Source organism: Paenirhodobacter sp., from assembly GCF_050177655.1.
Lineage (GTDB): Bacteria > Pseudomonadota > Alphaproteobacteria > Rhodobacterales > Rhodobacteraceae > Rhodobacter.
This window is the reverse complement of sequence record NZ_JBFXGV010000011.1, coordinates 41,453-56,962: the sequence shown is the minus strand read 5'-3', so window position 1 is coordinate 56,962 and position 15,510 is coordinate 41,453. Positions and strand designations below refer to the sequence as shown.

General features: G+C 67.2%; 19 protein-coding genes. 12 read left to right on the top strand and 7 right to left on the bottom strand.

Translation table 11 applies throughout. The features are described from left to right. The first annotated feature begins 22 nt into the window (after positions 1-22). On the top strand, positions 23-1,189 hold the full coding sequence (locus AB7U46_RS06660; protein WP_428336166.1) for a calcium-binding protein: 1,167 nt from the start codon (positions 23-25) through the stop codon (positions 1,187-1,189). A 74-nt stretch (positions 1,190-1,263) separates the two neighbouring features. Here the strand turns inward: AB7U46_RS06660 and AB7U46_RS06655 are convergent, their stop codons facing one another. The 3 genes from AB7U46_RS06655 to AB7U46_RS06645 form a co-directional block, all read right to left on the bottom strand. Beyond that, positions 1,264-2,310 carry a YeeE/YedE family protein gene (locus AB7U46_RS06655; protein WP_428336165.1) on the bottom strand — a complete coding sequence of 349 codons (1,047 nt, stop codon included), beginning with the start codon at positions 2,308-2,310 and terminating at the stop codon, positions 1,264-1,266. A 24-nt stretch (positions 2,311-2,334) separates the two neighbouring features. Further along, positions 2,335-2,619 carry an ArsR/SmtB family transcription factor gene (locus AB7U46_RS06650; RefSeq protein ID WP_428336176.1) on the bottom strand — a complete coding sequence of 95 codons (285 nt, stop codon included), beginning with the start codon at positions 2,617-2,619 and terminating at the stop codon, positions 2,335-2,337. Between the two features lie 233 nt (positions 2,620-2,852). Beyond that, positions 2,853-3,290, bottom strand: a complete 438-nt coding sequence (locus AB7U46_RS06645; protein WP_428336164.1) for a hypothetical protein — start codon at positions 3,288-3,290, stop codon at positions 2,853-2,855. Positions 3,291-3,385: 95 nt separating this feature from the next. Here AB7U46_RS06645 and AB7U46_RS06640 point away from each other — a divergent pair, with 95 nt between their 5' ends. The 10 genes from AB7U46_RS06640 (at position 3,386) to AB7U46_RS06595 (ending at position 12,764) form a co-directional block, all read left to right on the top strand. Further along, positions 3,386-4,126 (top strand): cytochrome c biogenesis CcdA family protein, encoded by a 741-nt coding sequence (locus AB7U46_RS06640; RefSeq protein WP_428336175.1) that lies wholly within the window; start codon positions 3,386-3,388, stop codon positions 4,124-4,126. Between the two features lie 11 nt (positions 4,127-4,137). Continuing rightward, a complete protein-coding gene (locus tag AB7U46_RS06635) occupies positions 4,138-4,692 on the top strand; it encodes a thioredoxin family protein (RefSeq protein WP_428336163.1) in 555 nt (184 codons plus the stop codon). Positions 4,693-4,951: 259 nt separating this feature from the next. Then, positions 4,952-5,356, top strand: a complete 405-nt coding sequence (gene soxX / locus AB7U46_RS06630; protein WP_428336162.1) for a sulfur oxidation c-type cytochrome SoxX — start codon at positions 4,952-4,954, stop codon at positions 5,354-5,356. Between the two features lie 26 nt (positions 5,357-5,382). After that, on the top strand, positions 5,383-5,802 hold the full coding sequence (soxY, locus tag AB7U46_RS06625; RefSeq protein ID WP_428336161.1) for a thiosulfate oxidation carrier protein SoxY: 420 nt from the start codon (positions 5,383-5,385) through the stop codon (positions 5,800-5,802). 21 nt (positions 5,803-5,823) lie between these two features. Beyond that, entirely contained in the window at positions 5,824-6,150 is a 327-nt protein-coding gene (gene soxZ / locus AB7U46_RS06620) for a thiosulfate oxidation carrier complex protein SoxZ (protein WP_428336160.1), read from the top strand. 87 nt (positions 6,151-6,237) lie between these two features. Continuing rightward, positions 6,238-7,110: a sulfur oxidation c-type cytochrome SoxA gene (gene soxA, locus AB7U46_RS06615; protein WP_428336159.1), complete on the top strand. Its 873-nt coding sequence runs from the start codon at positions 6,238-6,240 to the stop codon at positions 7,108-7,110. Positions 7,111-7,231: 121 nt separating this feature from the next. Beyond that, on the top strand, positions 7,232-8,923 hold the full coding sequence (gene soxB / locus AB7U46_RS06610) for a thiosulfohydrolase SoxB (protein WP_428336158.1): 1,692 nt from the start codon (positions 7,232-7,234) through the stop codon (positions 8,921-8,923). A 38-nt stretch (positions 8,924-8,961) separates the two neighbouring features. Next, positions 8,962-10,266 (top strand): sulfite dehydrogenase, encoded by a 1,305-nt coding sequence (gene soxC, locus AB7U46_RS06605; RefSeq protein WP_428336157.1) that lies wholly within the window; start codon positions 8,962-8,964, stop codon positions 10,264-10,266. Further along, on the top strand, positions 10,247-11,323 hold the full coding sequence (locus tag AB7U46_RS06600; protein WP_428336156.1) for a c-type cytochrome: 1,077 nt from the start codon (positions 10,247-10,249) through the stop codon (positions 11,321-11,323). Before soxC ends, AB7U46_RS06600 begins: the two co-directional genes overlap by 20 nt. Positions 11,324-11,795: 472 nt before the next feature. After that, the gene (locus tag AB7U46_RS06595; RefSeq protein ID WP_428336155.1) at positions 11,796-12,764 is read left to right on the top strand and encodes a magnesium transporter CorA family protein; all 969 of its coding nucleotides are present in this window, start codon (positions 11,796-11,798) and stop codon (positions 12,762-12,764) included. 39 nt (positions 12,765-12,803) lie between these two features. On the opposite strand, the gene AB7U46_RS06590 is transcribed toward AB7U46_RS06595, so the two are convergent. The 4 genes from AB7U46_RS06590 to AB7U46_RS06575 all read right to left on the bottom strand — a co-directional run bounded on the left by AB7U46_RS06590 (position 12,804) and on the right by AB7U46_RS06575 (position 15,113). Next, on the bottom strand, positions 12,804-13,274 hold the full coding sequence (locus AB7U46_RS06590) for a hypothetical protein (protein WP_428336154.1): 471 nt from the start codon (positions 13,272-13,274) through the stop codon (positions 12,804-12,806). A 93-nt stretch (positions 13,275-13,367) separates the two neighbouring features. Then, positions 13,368-13,943, bottom strand: a complete 576-nt coding sequence (locus AB7U46_RS06585; protein WP_428336153.1) for a retropepsin-like aspartic protease family protein — start codon at positions 13,941-13,943, stop codon at positions 13,368-13,370. Positions 13,944-14,012: 69 nt separating this feature from the next. Next, positions 14,013-14,657, bottom strand: coding sequence for a MarC family protein (locus AB7U46_RS06580; protein WP_428336152.1), 645 nt, complete (start codon positions 14,655-14,657; stop codon positions 14,013-14,015). A gap of 9 nt (positions 14,658-14,666) precedes the next feature. Beyond that, complete coding sequence (locus AB7U46_RS06575; RefSeq protein ID WP_428336151.1) at positions 14,667-15,113, bottom strand: helix-turn-helix transcriptional regulator; 447 nt, start codon at positions 15,111-15,113, stop codon at positions 14,667-14,669. Positions 15,114-15,281: 168 nt separating this feature from the next. Here AB7U46_RS06575 and AB7U46_RS06570 point away from each other — a divergent pair, with 168 nt between their 5' ends. Further along, positions 15,282-15,494: a twin-arginine translocase TatA/TatE family subunit gene (locus AB7U46_RS06570; RefSeq protein ID WP_428336150.1), complete on the top strand. Its 213-nt coding sequence runs from the start codon at positions 15,282-15,284 to the stop codon at positions 15,492-15,494. Positions 15,495-15,510 lie beyond the last annotated feature (16 nt).

The window sequence follows — 15,510 nt, the reverse complement described above, 5'->3', positions numbered from 1 at the left end:
CCGCTCTTTCGGAGGCTTCCCGATGGCCCTTTCTGCGACGACATTCGACCAGATCCTCACCGGAACCGCCGGTGACGACAGCCTCACCGGCGGCGACGGCGCCGACTGGATCCTTGGCGACGGGGGCAACGATACGCTCAACGGCGGCAAGGGCAGCGACCTGCTCGAGGGCGGGGCGGGCGACGACAAGCTCTATGGCGTGCGCGGCGACGACACGCTCGACGGCGGCGACGGCAACGACCTGCTCGACGCCGGGCGCGGCAACGCGGTGCTCGACGGCGGCGCGGGCGACGATCTGCTGATCGCCAACCTCTTCTCCGGTGCGAGCCAGACCCTCTCCGGCGGCAGCGGCGCCGACACGTTCCAGATCACCCAGGCGGTGACCGGCACCGGCCATGTCACGATCACCGATTTCGAGACCGGCCTCGACACGCTCGACCTCGGCACCGCGACGGTGGCGGGCTTTGCCGCCGGCGCGGGTGGGATCGAACTCACGCTCGGCTCGGGCGACGGCATCACCCTCGCGGGGCTGAGCCTCTGGGACGGGGTGCAGATGTTCGGCGCCGAGCTTGCCGCGGGCGCGGTGATCGGCACGGCGGGGGAGGACCGGATCTTCGGCACGGCGGGCGACGACGTCACCACCGGCGGCGAGGGCGACGACCTGCTCACCGGCGAGGCCGGCAACGACATCCTGATCGGCGGCGCCGGCAACGACACGCTCGGCGGCAATCAGGGCAATGACACGCTCGACGGCGGCGCGGGTGACGACGTGATCTATGGTCACAAGGGCAACAACCTGCTCCTTGGCGGCGATGGCAGTGACTACATCTCCTCGGGCGATCAGAGCTCGACGATCGAGGGCGGCACCGGCGACGACGTGATCGAGCTCAGGATGAAGGCGGGCGGCGATCATGTCGCCTCGGGTGGCGAGGGGGCGGACGAGTTCGTCTTTTCCTATCTCGACGCGCGCAAGCAGGGCGATGTCACGATCACCGATTTCGAGATCGGCACCGACAGCCTGGTGATCGCGGGGCAGAGCGCCTCCGACTACCTCGCGAGCCATGCCGGCGCGACGCTCGCCGACACCGGGGAGGGGGCGCTGCTGACGCTCGCCGAGGGCGACACGATCCTCTTTGCCGGGCACAGCGCGGCGGAGATGTCGGATGCGCTCTTCGGGCTGATGGCCTGACGGCTGCGAAAACACCAGAAAGGAAAAGCCCCGGGGAAATCCCGGGGCTTTGACGTTTTTGGGGGGCGGGGGCCTCAGCCCGGCTGGAAACCGTGGATCAGCTGGCGCAGCCCGATCAGCCCGCCGATCGCGATGCAGGCCAGCGTGACGGGGGCGGAGAAGGCGAGCACCGACATCGCGCTCACGCCCTGACCGATCGAGCAGCCCATCGCCACCGTGCCGCCGATCCCCATCAGCGCGGCGCCGGTGATCTGCCGGCCCAGCTCGCGCGGGTCTTCGCAGGCCTCCCAGCGGAAGAGCCCGCGGATCGAGGAGCCGAGGAAGGCGCCGGCCAGCACGCCCGCGACGAGGCCGACGGAAAAGCTCAGCCCCCCCGCGGTCGAGGTCATGAAGTAAAGGATCGTGCGGCCGAGCGGCGCGGTGAAGGAGGGCGCCTCGACGCCGATCTCGCCCAGGCTTTCCGCCTCGAGCAGCGAGGTGCCGACGAGGCACCAGGTGATCGCGGCGCCCGCGGCCACGCCCCAGAGGAGGCGGCGCGGATCGCGGCGCAGCGGCGCATGGGCGAGCGCCCAGGCAAGGAACCCGGCCGCGATCGGCAGCGCGATGGCGAGATGCGGCAGCCCGGTCTTTGCGCTCAGCCAATGCGCGATGCCCTGCGGCGCGGCGGCCGGGGTCTGATCGAAAAGCGCGATGCGCAGCGGCGCGAGCGGGCCCGAAAGCGTGACGAAGGCGAAGATCCCCATCACCACCACGACGACGAGCGAGCGCAGATCGCCGCCGCCGAACCGCGCGAGCGCGCCAAAACCGCAATTGCCCGCAAGTGCCATGCCATAGCCGAAGAGCAGCCCGCCCACGATCGAGGCGAGCGGGTTCCATCCGATCGAGAGGTAAAAGCTTTTCTCCGGCGCGGCGAACCCCAGCGCCTCGGCGCCGAAGACCCCGGCGATCGCCACCGCGAGCACCACGCCCCAAAGCCGCAGCCGCCGCTGATCCTCCCCGTAGGCCGCGCTTTCGAGCGCGCCGAGCGTGCAGAAATCGCCCAGCCGGGCCGCGAGGCCCAGCACACCGCCGCCGATCAGACCGACCAGCGCGGCAAGAACCTCCACCGGCATTTCCGCCATCTCTCCCCCCCGGTTGCCCCCTCCTCAGGGCTGGTTGCAATACATCTCGTAGATCAGCTCGACGATCCGCGCCGCGCGTCGGTCGGCCAGCGAATAATAGATCGCCTTGCCCTCGCGCCGGCAGCTCACCAGCCCCTCGAGCCGCAGCCGCGCCAGCTGCTGGCTCACCGCGGCCTGGCGCGATTCGAGCAGGTTCTCGAGTTCGGTCACCGATTTCTCGCCCGAGGAGAGGTGGCACATGATCATCAGCCGCCCCTCATGGGCGAGCGCCTTGAGCAGGTTCGCCGCCTGCTGCGCGCGACCGATCATCTCCTCCGGGTCGAGCAGCGCGCAGCGCTCCGGCCCGCCGGCCGCCCCGTCGGTCAGCCCGGTCTCTGTCGCCACCGCCCCTTGCGGGACATCGCGCCCCTCTGCCGTCATCCGGCCAGATCCCCTCGTCATCCGTGTCGCATGTCATCATGCCGTTTCATCGGCGATAGCATGCCCGCGCGGGGGAATCGAGTCGCATCCCGCGCGCGGCGGGGGCCGTCGGCGGCGCGCCGTCAGTTGACGATCAGCTCCGCCCCCGCGCCGGTAAGCGCCTGATCGAGCAGCCCCCAGAAGAAGTCCTCGCCCGGGTAGCCCTCGATCCGGCCGACCTCGCGCTTGCCCTGAAGGAGCACGAAGGTGGGGGTGAAAACCGGCGCCGGCCCGGTTTCGAGCCCCGTGGCCCAGTCGTCATGGATGTCGACGCGGGTGAGCGGGGCGGCCTTGCCCTCGGGCGTGAGCGGGTATTTCGGCGCGATCTCGGCATTCCAGCGCGCACAATAGACGCAGCCAACGCGCTCGACCATGATCAGGCGGAAAGCGGGGGTTTCCACTTCGGCAGAGGGCTGACCGCTGGCCTCCGGGGCAGGGGGCGCGGGTGATTCGGCACGCGCCGCGGGCAGGGGGATCCCCAGCGCCGCCGCAGCCAGCAGCGAAAAAAATGCAATGCGCATGATTGACGCACCCCCCGTTACATATAAAGATCGTAATATGTTCAGCGGGGCGGATCAAGAAACGGATCCGGGGAGGCCCTGCGGGAGGGACCATGATCATCGACCCGACGTTCGGGGGCGCGCTTCTCGCGGGCCTCCTCAGCTTTCTCACGCCCTGCATCCTGCCGATGGTGCCGTTCTACCTCAGCTACATGGCGGGGATCTCGATGTCCGAGCTGCGCGGCGATGGTGCGATCGCGCCGGGGGCGCAGCGCCGGCTCGTCGCCTCGGCGGTGGCCTTCGCGCTGGGCGTGACCACGATCTTCATGGCGCTCGGCCTTGGCGCCACCGCGCTTGGCGCCGCCGTGCGGCAATGGATGGGGCCGCTGAGCCTGATCGCCGCCGCGGTGCTCTTCCTCTTCGGGCTGCATTTCCTGGGTGTGCTGCGCATCCCCTTCCTCTATCGCGAGGCGCGGATCGAGGCGAAGGCCGATCCCTCGACGATCCTTGGCGCCTATGTCACCGGGCTTGCCTTCGGCTTTGGCTGGACGCCCTGCGTCGGCCCGGCCCTAGCGGCGATCCTGATGGTCGCCTCGGGGATGAACGGGGATCTTTTGCGCGGCACCGCGCTTTTGTTCTTCTACGGCATCGGCATGACGGCGCCCTTCGTGATCGCGGCCTTCTTCGCGAAGCCGTTCCTCGCGCTGATGCGCCGGCATCAGGCGAAGCTCGCCTATGTCGAGAAGGCGATGGGGGCGATGCTGATCCTCTTCGCCGTGCTGATCGCCACCGGCAAGGTCAGCGTGATCGCCGATTGGTTGATCCGCGCCGTGCCCTCTTTCACCACGCTTGGCTAGGGAGGAACCCCATGCGTTCGATCGTCACCGCCGCGCTCACCGCGCTTGCGCTCGCGCTGCCCGCCGCCGCCTCCGACCTTGGCGACGACGGGCTGCACAAGGAAAGCTGGTTCCAGGACACGTTCAAAGACATGCGCGAGGATCTCGCCACGGCCAATGCCGAGGGCAAGCGCTTCCTCGTGATCTGGGAGCAGCGTGGCTGCATCTACTGCAAGAAGATGCATGAAGAAGTGTTCTCCGACCCCGAGATCGCCGGGCTGATCGAGGACGGCTATTACGTCGTGCAGATGAACCTTTTCGGCGATGTCGAGGTCACCGATTTCGACGGCGAATCACTGCCCGAAAAGCAGATGGCGATGAAATGGGGGATCATGTTCACGCCGACGATGATGTTCTTCCCCGAGGAGGTGCCGGAGGGCGAGAGCGCGCAAAAGGCCGCCGTCGCGGCGATGCCGGGAGCCTTCGGAAAGGGCACGACGAAGGCGCTTCTGACCTGGGTAAAAAATCACGGTTACGAGAGCGGCGAGAATTTCCAGAAATACGTCGCGCAGCAGATGGGCCAGTGAGGGCGCTGCGCTGCGGCGGGAAAATCCGCTGCGGCGCAGAAATTATGATTTGAAATCAGTGTGTTGATTCGACCCCCGTTATGTTTCGCGGAACACAATGTTAAACATATAGATCTGTGAATTTAACTGTTGCGTCACTCCGCCGCATACGACTATCGTCGATGCAGGGAGAAGAAATGGGAGGTCTTCGATGAAACGCCATCTTGCGCTGCTTGTCGGCGCAACCGGATTCGCTGCGACTCTTGCTCACGCAGATGTGATGCCGACCGATGTTGCTTTCGGGGAAACGGGGGAGGTCGAGACCTCGCTCACCGGTGCGCCGGGCAACCCCGAGGAAGGCTCGAAGATCGCCACCACCCGCGCGCTCGGCAACTGTGTCGCCTGCCATCAGATCTCGTCGAACAAGGCGGATTTCCAGGGCAATGTCGGCCCGGTACTCGACGGCGCCGCCGACCGCTACAGCGAGGCGCAGCTGCGCGGCATCGTGATCGACGCCAAGCACACTTTCGCGGAGTCGGTGATGCCCGGCATGTACAAGACCGGCCCCTTCATCCGCCCCGGCGACGGCTACACCGGCAAGGCCGCGCCCGCCGATCTGCCGCCGATCCTCACCGCCGCCCAGGTCGAGGATGTCGTGGCTTACCTCATGACGCTCAAAGAGTGATCGACGCAATTCCAGGAGGACACTACATGAAACTGACGAGACGTGACGCGCTGACGCTGGCCGGGGCCGGCCTCGCCGCCACCGCGCTGCCCGGCGCGCTTTGGGCCGATGCCGCGACCGACGCGATCGCCGCCTTCACCGGCGGCGCCACCCCGGGCACCGGCGGGCTGACGCTCACCGCCCCCGAGATCGCCGAGAACGGCAACACCGTTCCGGTTTCGGTCGATGCGCCCGGCGCCACCGCGATCGCGGTCTTCGCCACCGGCAACCCGACGCCCGCCGTCGCCACCTTCACCTTCGGCCCGGCCGCCGGCTCGCAGATGGCCGCGACCCGCATCCGCCTGTCGAAGACGCAGGACGTGCTGGCGATCGCCAAGATGGCCGACGGCAGCTTCGTTCAGGCGAGTTCGACCGTGAAGGTCACCATCGGCGGCTGCGGCGGCTGATCTCGGTTCAGGGAGAGAAAAATGGATAACGTCAAACCCCGCGTGAAAGTCCCCTCCAAGGCGAAGGCCGGCGAGGTCGTCACCCTCAAGACGCTGATCTCGCATCCGATGGAATCGGGCCAGCGCAAGGACGACAAGGGCGCCCTGATCCCGCGCGAGATCATCAACCGCTTCACCTGTGAATTCAACGGCGCGATGGTGATCGACATCACCCTCGAACCGGCGATCTCGACCAACCCCTATTTCGAATTCGACGCCAAGGTCGATGCCTCGGGGGAGTTCAAGTTCACCTGGTATGACGACGACGGCTCGGTCTACGAGGACGCGAAGAAGATCGAGGTGGCCTGAGGCCGGAGCGGGGGCAGGGCGCGGGGGAGCGCGCCCGCCCGACATCCCGGCGCCGCAGATGCGCCGGGCAATCAGGGAGGAAAAAGCATGACTTCGCGCATCCGCGCCACCACTCTTGCCGTGGCGCTCGCCTGTCTGGCGGCCCCGGCGCTCGCCGACGAGATGGCGGACAAGCAGATCTCGACCGAAGAGCTCAACATCAACGGCGACACGCCGATCACCACGGTCGCGCCCGCCTCCGAGCTGCTCAAGGGCCATCTCGACACCGTCTATTCCGGCTGGCTCTTCCGCGAGGCGGACACCCGCCAGATGGAGCAGGACGATTTCGAGAACCCGAATTTCGTCTTCGTCGAACAGGCGCAGGACGTCTGGAACACCGCCGAGGGCACGGTCGGCAAGAGCTGCGCCGATTGCCACGGCACGCCGGAAGAGGGGATGAAGGGCGTGCGCGCCACGATGCCCAAGATCAACGCCGGCGGCGATCTGTGGTCGCTCGAGGACTACGTCAACGACTGCCGCGTGACCCGGATGGGCGCGGAGAAGTGGAAGTGGAACTCGCCCCAGATGAAGAACATGACCGCGCTGATCTCGGTGCAGTCGCGTGGCATGCCGGTGAATGTCGCGATCGACGGGCCCGCCGCTCCGCATTGGGAGAAGGGCAAGGAGATGTATTACACCCGCTATGGCCAGCTGGAGCTGAGCTGCGCGAGCTGCCATGAGCAGAACTACGGCAACTTCATCCGCGCCGACCACCTGAGCCAGGGCCAGGTCAACGGTTTCCCGGTCTACCGGCTGAAGGACGCGGGGCTCGTCTCGATCCATCAGCGCTTCGTCGGCTGCATCCGCGACACCCGCGCCGAGACCTTTGCCGCCGGCTCGCCCGAGTTCCACGATCTCGAGCTCTACGTCGCCTCGCGCGGCACCGGGCTCGACATCGAAGGCGCCGGCGTCCGTCCGTGATCCCTGACGCGGAGGGGCGACCCTCCGCGTTCTCCCCCCTGAAAACATTCACATATCGCTATGTCTCGGAGGTCTCCCGATGCCTCCGGCCGGTGGCCCCCGCAAGGGGAAAGGAGAGAGCATGATTTCGCGGCGCGAATTCCTTCAGGCGGGTCTGGCCGCCTCGACCATCCTCGGTGCGACGGGGCTGTCGCGCTGGTCGCGCGTGATGGCGCAGCAGGCGCTGACGCAGGACCAGCTTCTGCAGTTCGACGCTTTCGGCAATGTCACGCTGATCCATATCACCGACCTGCATGCGCAATCGGTGCCGATCTTCTTCCGCGAGCCGGAGGTGAATATCGGGGTGGGCGACGCCCGCGGCCAGCCGCCGCATGTGACCGGCGCCGACTTCCTGAAGATGTTCAAAATCGAACCGAATTCGCCCGAAGCCTACGCCCTGACCTATGAAAACTTCACTGATCTTGCAAAATCCTATGGCAAGATGGGCGGCATGGACCGCGTCGCCACGGTGGTGAAGGCGATCCGCGCCGAGCGCCCCGAGGCGCTGCTGCTTGACGGCGGCGACACCTGGCACGGCTCGCTCTCCTCGCTGAAATCGGCGGGGCAGGACATGGTCGACATCATGAACACGCTGAAGGTCGATGCGATGACCTCGCATTGGGAATGGACCTTCGGCCAGGACCGGGTGAAGGAGATCGTCGACGGGCTGCCCTTCGCCTTCCTCGGCGCGAATATCTTCGACGTGGAATGGGACGAGCCCGCCTTCGAGCCCTACAAGATCTTCGAGACGGGCGGCGTGCGCGTCGCCGTCATCGGCCAGGCCTTCCCTTACCTGCCGATCGCGAACCCGAAATGGATGTTCCCCGATTACTCCTTCGGCATCCGCGAGGAGCGGATGCAGGCGGTGGTCGACGAGGTGCGCGCCGAGGGCGTCGATCTGGTCGTTTGCCTGTCGCACAACGGTTTCGACGTCGACCGCAAAATGGTGAGCCGCGTCAAGGGGATCGACGTGATCCTGACGGGCCACACCCATGACGCGGTGCCCGAACCGGTGCTGATCGGCGACACGATCCTGATCGCCTCGGGCTCGAACGGCAAGTTCGTCAGCCGCGTCGATCTCGACGTGCGCGAGGGCAAGATGATGGGCTTCCGCCACAAGCTGATCCCGATCTTCTCCGACGTGATCACCCCCGATGCCGAGATGACCGCGGTGATCGAGGCCGGCCGCGCCCCTTACAAGGCCGAGGCCGAGGAGGTGATCGGCACCACCGAAAGCCTGCTTTACCGGCGCGGCAATTTCAACGGCACCTGGGACGATCTGATCTGCGACGCGATGCTGACCGAGCGCGACGCGGAGATCGCGATGTCGCCCGGCGTGCGCTGGGGCACGACGCTGCTTCCGGGCGACAAGATCACCCGCGAGGACATTCTCAACTGTACCTCGATGACCTATGGCGCCTGCTACCGCACCGAGATGACCGGCGAGACGATCAAGACCGTGCTCGAGGATGTCGCCGACAACCTCTTCAACACCGACCCCTATTATCAGCAGGGCGGCGACATGGTCCGCATCGGCGGCATGGGCTACGCGATCGACGTCTCGAAGCCGATCGGGCAGCGCATTTCCAACATGACGCTGGTCAAGGACGGCTCGGCGATCGACCCGGCGCGCAAATACACCGTCGCCGGCTGGGCCTCGGTCAACGAGGGCACCGAGGGGCCGCAGATCTGGGACGTGATCGAGGATTACGTGCGCAAGCAGGGCACGATCACGCTTACGCCGCGTGAGAACGTGACCGTCACCGGCGCCTGAAGATCGCCGTGCAAGAGATTGAACCAAGGGAGAAAAAGATGGACGAGAAGGAACGCGACAGCGCCGTTTCCGGCTCCCCGGTGATGGGGCGGCGCGGCTTTCTGCGCGCGGGCGCCTCGGTCGGTGCGCTCGCCGTGGGCGCGGGCGCCGGGGCCAGGGCGATGGCCGAGGGCACGCCCGATCCGCTGATCACCGAGCAGCAGCCCTGGGCGAGCCAGTGGGGCGACGGCGTCGACGCCACCCCCTACGGCCTGCCGATCCGGTTTGAGGGCGACGTGATCCGGCGCAACGTGCCCTGGCTCACCGCGGATGTGGTCTCCTCGATCAACTTCACGCCGATCCACGCGCTTGACGGCACGATCACGCCGACCGGCTGCGCCTTCGAGCGCCACCACTCGGGCGCGATCGAACTGGCGAAGGAAGACTACCGGCTGATGATCAACGGCCTCGTCGAGACGCCGCTGGTCTTCACCTACGAAGACCTCGAACGCTTCCCGCGGGTGAACCGCACCCTCTTCCTCGAATGCGCGGCGAACTCGGGCATGGAATGGGCGGGCGCGCAGCTCAACGGCGTGCAGTTCACGCAGGGCATGATCCACAACATGCAATATTCCGGCGTGCCGCTGCGCACGCTCCTCGAAGAGGCAGGCGTCAAGCCCGAGGGCAAATGGGTCTATGTCGAGGGCGCCGATGCCTCCTCGAATGGCCGCTCGATCCCGCTCGAGAAGGCGATGGACGACGTCATCGTCGCGATCAAGGCCAATGGCGAGGCGCTGCGCAAGGAGCATGGCTATCCCGCGCGGCTCTGCGTGCCGGGCTGGGAAGGCAACATGTGGGTGAAGTGGCTGCGCCGCGTCGAGGTGACCGACGAGCCGGTGCAGTCGCGCGAGGAGACCTCGAAATACACCGACACGCTCGCCGATGGCACCTCGCGCAAATGGACCTGGGTAATGGATGCGAAATCGGTCATCACCTCGCCCTCGCCGCAGATGCCGATCCGGCATGGCAAGGGGCCGCTGGTGATCACCGGCCTCGCCTGGTCGGGCCGCGGCGCGATCACCCAGGTCGATGTCTCGATCGACGGCGGCAAGAGCTGGCAGGTCGCGCGGCTCGCCGAGCCGGGCGTCGCGATGGCGCTCACTCGCTTCTATCTCGACTTCGACTGGGACGGTTCGGAGATGCTGTTGCAATCCCGCGCCCATGACGAGACCGGCTATGTCCAGCCGACGAAGGACCAGCTGCGCGCCATTCGCGGCGAGAACTCGGTCTATCACAACAACGGGATCCAGACCTGGTGGGTCAAGCCGACGGGGGAGGCCGAGAATGTCGAAGTGTCTTCGTAATCTGATGCTGGGCGCGGCGCTGCTCGCGCCGCTCGCGGCCCCGGCGCAGGCCGAGAAGATGGGCCTTGGCCGTCCGGCGCTGCCCGAGGAGATCGCGGCCTGGACGGTCGAGGTTTTTCCCGATGGCAAGAACCTGCCCGAGGGCTCGGGCTCGGTCGCCGATGGCGAGGAGCTGTTTTCGGAGAAATGCGCGGTCTGCCACGGCGAGTTTGCCGAGGGCGTCGACAACTGGCCGAAGCTGGCGGGCGGCGACGGCACCCTTGCCGACAAAGATCCGCTGAAGACGGTGGGCAGCTATTTCCCTTATCTTTCAACGGTCTGGGACTATGCACACCGCTCGATGCCGTTCGGCAATGCCGGCACGCTCAGCACTGACGAGACTTATGCGATCGTCGCCTATATCCTCTATTCGAACGATCTCGTGGAGGATGACTTCGTGCTGTCGAAGGAGAATTTCCTCGACGTGAAGATGCCGAATGCGGAGGGGTTCATCGTCGATGACCGGCCGGAAACGGAATATCCGGAATTCTCGAAACCGGCCTGCATGACCGATTGCAAGACCGACGTGAAGATCACGCGGCAGGCGACCGTGCTCGACGTGACCCCGGACGAGGCGAAGGGGGAGGCGGTGGCGGCCGCCGAACCGGCCGCAGAACCGGCCGCAGCCGCAGCCGACACCCCGGCCGAGGCGGCCCCGGCCCCGGAGGCGCCCGCCGCGGCGGCGATCTCCGAGGATCCGGCGGTGATCGCGCAGGGCGAGAAGATCTTCGTCAAGTGCAAGGCCTGCCACATGATCGGCGCGGGCGCGAAGAACAAGGTGGGCCCGGTGCTCAACGGCGTGATCGGCCGCACCGCCGGCACCGCCGAGGGCTTCAAATATTCGCCGGCGATGAAGGATGCCGGCGCCGGCGGGCTCGTCTGGAACCCCGAGACGATCGCCACCTATCTGCATGATCCGAAAGGTTTCGTGCCGAAGAACAAGATGGCTTTCGCCGGGCTGAAGACCGCCGAGGAAGCCGCCGCGGTGATCGCCTATCTCAATTCCGCCGGGAAGTGATCCCTGAAACCCGGCGTCCCTGGCCCGCCCCCTCGGGGGCGGGTTTTTCGTTCGGGCCCCGGCCCCGGGCAAATGCGAAACGCCCCCGAAGGGGCGTTGCAGCGTCTTGCGGACGCGGGCGGCGCAGGGACGGAGCGGCCGCCGGAAACGGTCCGATCAGGCGCGCGCGGCGCGCTTGTCGGTGGGGGCGGTCGGATGCAGACGGATCATCACTTCGCGCGCGGCCGCGATGCCGATGACGATAAGCGCGATCGTGTCGAAGCTGAGCATTTCCATCTGGTCCTCCATCCGGCGTTTCTTTCGGTTGCTTAACCATTCGCTTCCGATTGCGGCGGAAACAAGGCGCAACTTCGGTCATTCCACGACGGGCCGGGCGGCGGATCACGCGCCGGATCACGGGGAGGGCCGCGCGCGGGGGCTTGACCTCGGCGGTGCCTCCGATACCGATGGGGCAGCAATGACCGGAGGCCCCATGCTCTACGCCTTCACCGCGGGAACGCGCGGCCTTGCCCGGATGGGGCAGGAAACCCCGATGTCGCCCGGGGCGCAGATCTCGCATGCGCTCTGGATCGACCTCTATCGCCCGCTCGACAGTCAGATCGCGGCGGTCGAGGGGCTTGGCGTCGAGGTGCCGACGCTCGCCGACATGGAAGAGATCGAGATCTCGAACCGGCTTTACCGCGAGGACGGCACCGATGTGATGACCGTGGTGCTGCCCGGGATCACCCCCGATGGCGGGCAGATCTCGGGCCCGGTCACCTTCATCCTGAACAAGGAGCGGCTGATCACCGTGCGCCACCACGCGCCGCGCAGCTTCGACACTTTCCCCGAGCGCGCCGACCGCTCCACCGCCGGCTGCACCACGCCCGAACGCATCTTCCTGGGCCTGATCGAGGAGATCGTCGCACGGCAGGCCGACCTGCTCGAGGGGATCGGCCGTGCGCTCGACCAGGTCTCGGCGCATGTGCTGGGGGACGCGAATTCGGAGGAGCTGCAACGCGCGCTCGGCGATGTCGGGCGGCAGGGCGAACTCCTCGGCCGGATCCGGCTTGCGCTGCTCACGCTCGAACGGGCGCTGTCCTTCTACGATCAGACGCTGAGCACCAGCCCGCAGGGCAAGGATCTGCATGCGATCGTGAAAAGCCAGATCCGCGACATCGGCTCGCTCGCCGTGCACGGCGATTTCCTCTCCTCGCGCGTCTCGCTTTCGGTCGATGCCACGCTCGGCATGATCAACCTCGCGCAGAACGACACGGTGCGGATCGTCTCGGTCGTCACCGCCTTGTTCCTGCCGCCGACGCTGATCGCCTCCGCCTATGGCATGAACTTCGCCTCGATGCCCGAGCTCGACAAGAGCTGGGGCTATCCTTTCGCGATCGGGCTGATGGTGGTTTCGGCGGTGGGCACCTGGGCCTTCTTCAAGTGGAAGAACTGGCTCTGACCGCGCGTTCGAGTATTTTTTCCAAGAAAAAGCAGCGGCTTACTTGCAAAGCTTCATCTGCGGGTCGAGCCGGTGATATTCGCGCCCGCTGATCGTCTGCATCTTCGTCGAGCGGCTCCAGACCGCGTTCCACTTCTGCAGCACGCCGGCGCGGTAATAGCGCGCCATCAGCTGGTTCATGATCGGCGCGGGCTTGCCCGAGGCGATGAAATGCGGCGCGTGGAAGCCGATCAGCGCGTCGGGGGCGACGCAGGCATTGGGGATCGTCATCAGGAGCGTGCAGGCGGAGGCGCAATAGCCGCGGAACTCGACCCGGCGGCCGGAATTGGCAAGCTCGTCGCGGCGCATCACATAGCCGGTGACATTGCCGCCGTCGTCGTCGCGGATCACGATCGGCCCCTTGCTCGAGACCGTCGCGCTTTGCCGCGCGCTGGCGGGGGCGGCGGTTTCGGTGACGCAGCCGGCAAGCGCCGCGACGGTGAGGAGAATCGGGAACAGGGTCGATCGCATCAGGGCCTCCGTTTTGGCGGCAGGATAGCGGTGGCGGCGCGGGGGGCAAGGCCGGGGCAGGGGGCTCGGCGGCGGCCCGCTCAGCCGGGTCGCTCAGCGGGTGAGGACCATCCGCGTGCCGTCGAACTCGACCTTGGCGAAACCGGTGAGATAGCTCATGCCCAGAAGCGAGGTGTCGAGCTCCCCGCCATTCACCGCCGCGCGCACGTTGCTCGCATGGATCGGGCCGAGATCGAGCGTGTCGAGCCGCACCGGCGCCATCGCCACTGTGCCATTCGCGGTGCTCGCCATCCCGGTATAGGCGAGGTTAGCGGTGTCGATGCCGACGCGGGCGGCGTCGCGCTGGGTGAGCGTCACGCCACTCGCCCCGGTGTCGACGAGAAAGCGCAGATCGACCCCGTTCACCGTCGCGGTGAGGTAGTAATGCCCGTCCATCGCGAGCGGCGCCTCGATCCGGCCGTCGCCAAGCACCGCCTGCCGCGGCAGGAGCGCGCCCTTGATATCGGTCCACATCCCGGCGACCGCGACGAGGCCAAGGAAGATCAGCGCCCAGATCATGATCTGTTGCAGCGTCTGGCCCGGGCGGCGGCGCAGGCTCGCGATCACCGAGGCGCCCACCACCATCAGCAGCAGGACGAGATAGACGATGTTCGGTGTGTTGCTGCCCATGTCCGGCCTCCTCGCCCCGATGTAGGGGCGGGGGCGCGGCTTGTCACCCCCCGCGCGGGCGCGCGCCGCTCAGCGCGCGATCGGCAGGGAGGCGATGATCCCCGCGCCGCGCAGCCCGTCGAGGATGAATTGCACCGCAAGCGCGGCGAGCAGCATGCCGAGCAGCCGGGTCACCACCATCGTGCCGGTGCGTCCGAGCGCGCGTTCGAGCGGCGTGGCGAGCAGGAAAAGCGCCAGAACGCAGGCGAGCACCGCGAGCATCACGCCATGCACCTCGAAAAGATGCAGCCCGCCGTGGCCCGAACCGGCCAGGAGGATCATCGTCGCCATCGCGCCCGGGCCCGCGATCAGCGGCGTGGCGAGCGGAAAGACCGAAGGGTCATGCGCGGGCTCGAGCGCGGCCTCGGCCGATTGCCCCTCCCGCCGCTGGGTGCGCCGCTCGAAGAGCATGTCGAGCGCGGTGAGGAAAAGCAGCATGCCCCCCGCGATGCGGAAGGCGGGCATCGAGATGCCGATCCCGGCGAGCAGCCGGTCGCCGAAGAGGCCGAAAAGCGTGAGCAGGATCGCCGCGATCACCAGCGCGCGCAGCCCCACCGCAAGCCGCGCCCGGGCGTCCATCCCCTGCGTCAGCGCAAGGAAAAGCGGCACGAGGCCGATCGGATCGACCACGACGAAAAGGGTGACGAAGGCGGTGATGAATTCGCTCGTGGTCATGGCCGGAGCCTAGCGGCTTTCGCCGCGCTCCGCCAGCGGCGGCGCGGCGTCACCGGGGGCATCACCGGGGGCGTCGTCGTCCGGGGCGTCGTTGTCAGGGGCGGTGTCACCGGGGGCGGGCTCGCGTGGCAGGGCGGCGGCGATCTTGCGCGCAAGGCTCGTCGCGCCCGCGCCGATGCGGGTATCGGCATGGGCCTCGGCGAGGCGCAGCAGGTGATCGAGCGCGGCGAGCTCGTCTTGCGTGAGCACGAGCGGCGGCAGCGCGACCGCGCGGCGCAGCATGTAGCCCATGCCGCGGCTGCCCACCACCGGCACGCCGAACTCTGCCAGCGCCGCCATGTCGCGCCAGATCGTGCGCTCGGACACGCCGAGCCGCGCCGCCATGTCCGAGGCGCGCAGCACCGCACCGTCGCGCAGCATCTCGATCAGTTTCTGCAGCCGGTCCGGTCGTGCCATGGCGCCCTCCGCCCGCGAGATTAGCCGATCGCGGCGCAACTGACAAATAACTGTCAGTAATCTGCGCTACGGGGGCGGGCCGCGCCGGAATCGCTCTTTGCCGGCGCGCCGCCAGACCGTAAACCGGAGAAAACGACAACCGGCGCCAGGGCGCCAAAGGGGAAAGACATGCTCAACAACATCGGTATTCCGGGCCTTCTGCTGATCGCGGTCGTGGTTCTCGTGCTTTTCGGCAAGGGCAAGGTCAGCTCGCTCATGGGCGAGGTCGGCAAGGGCATCACCGCCTTCAAGAAGGGCGTGGACGACGGCGCCAAGGAAATCGAGAGCGCCAAGGCCGACGAGGCGAAGGACGTCACGCCCGCCGACAAGGACAAGGCCTGATCCGGCGCCCGGGGGC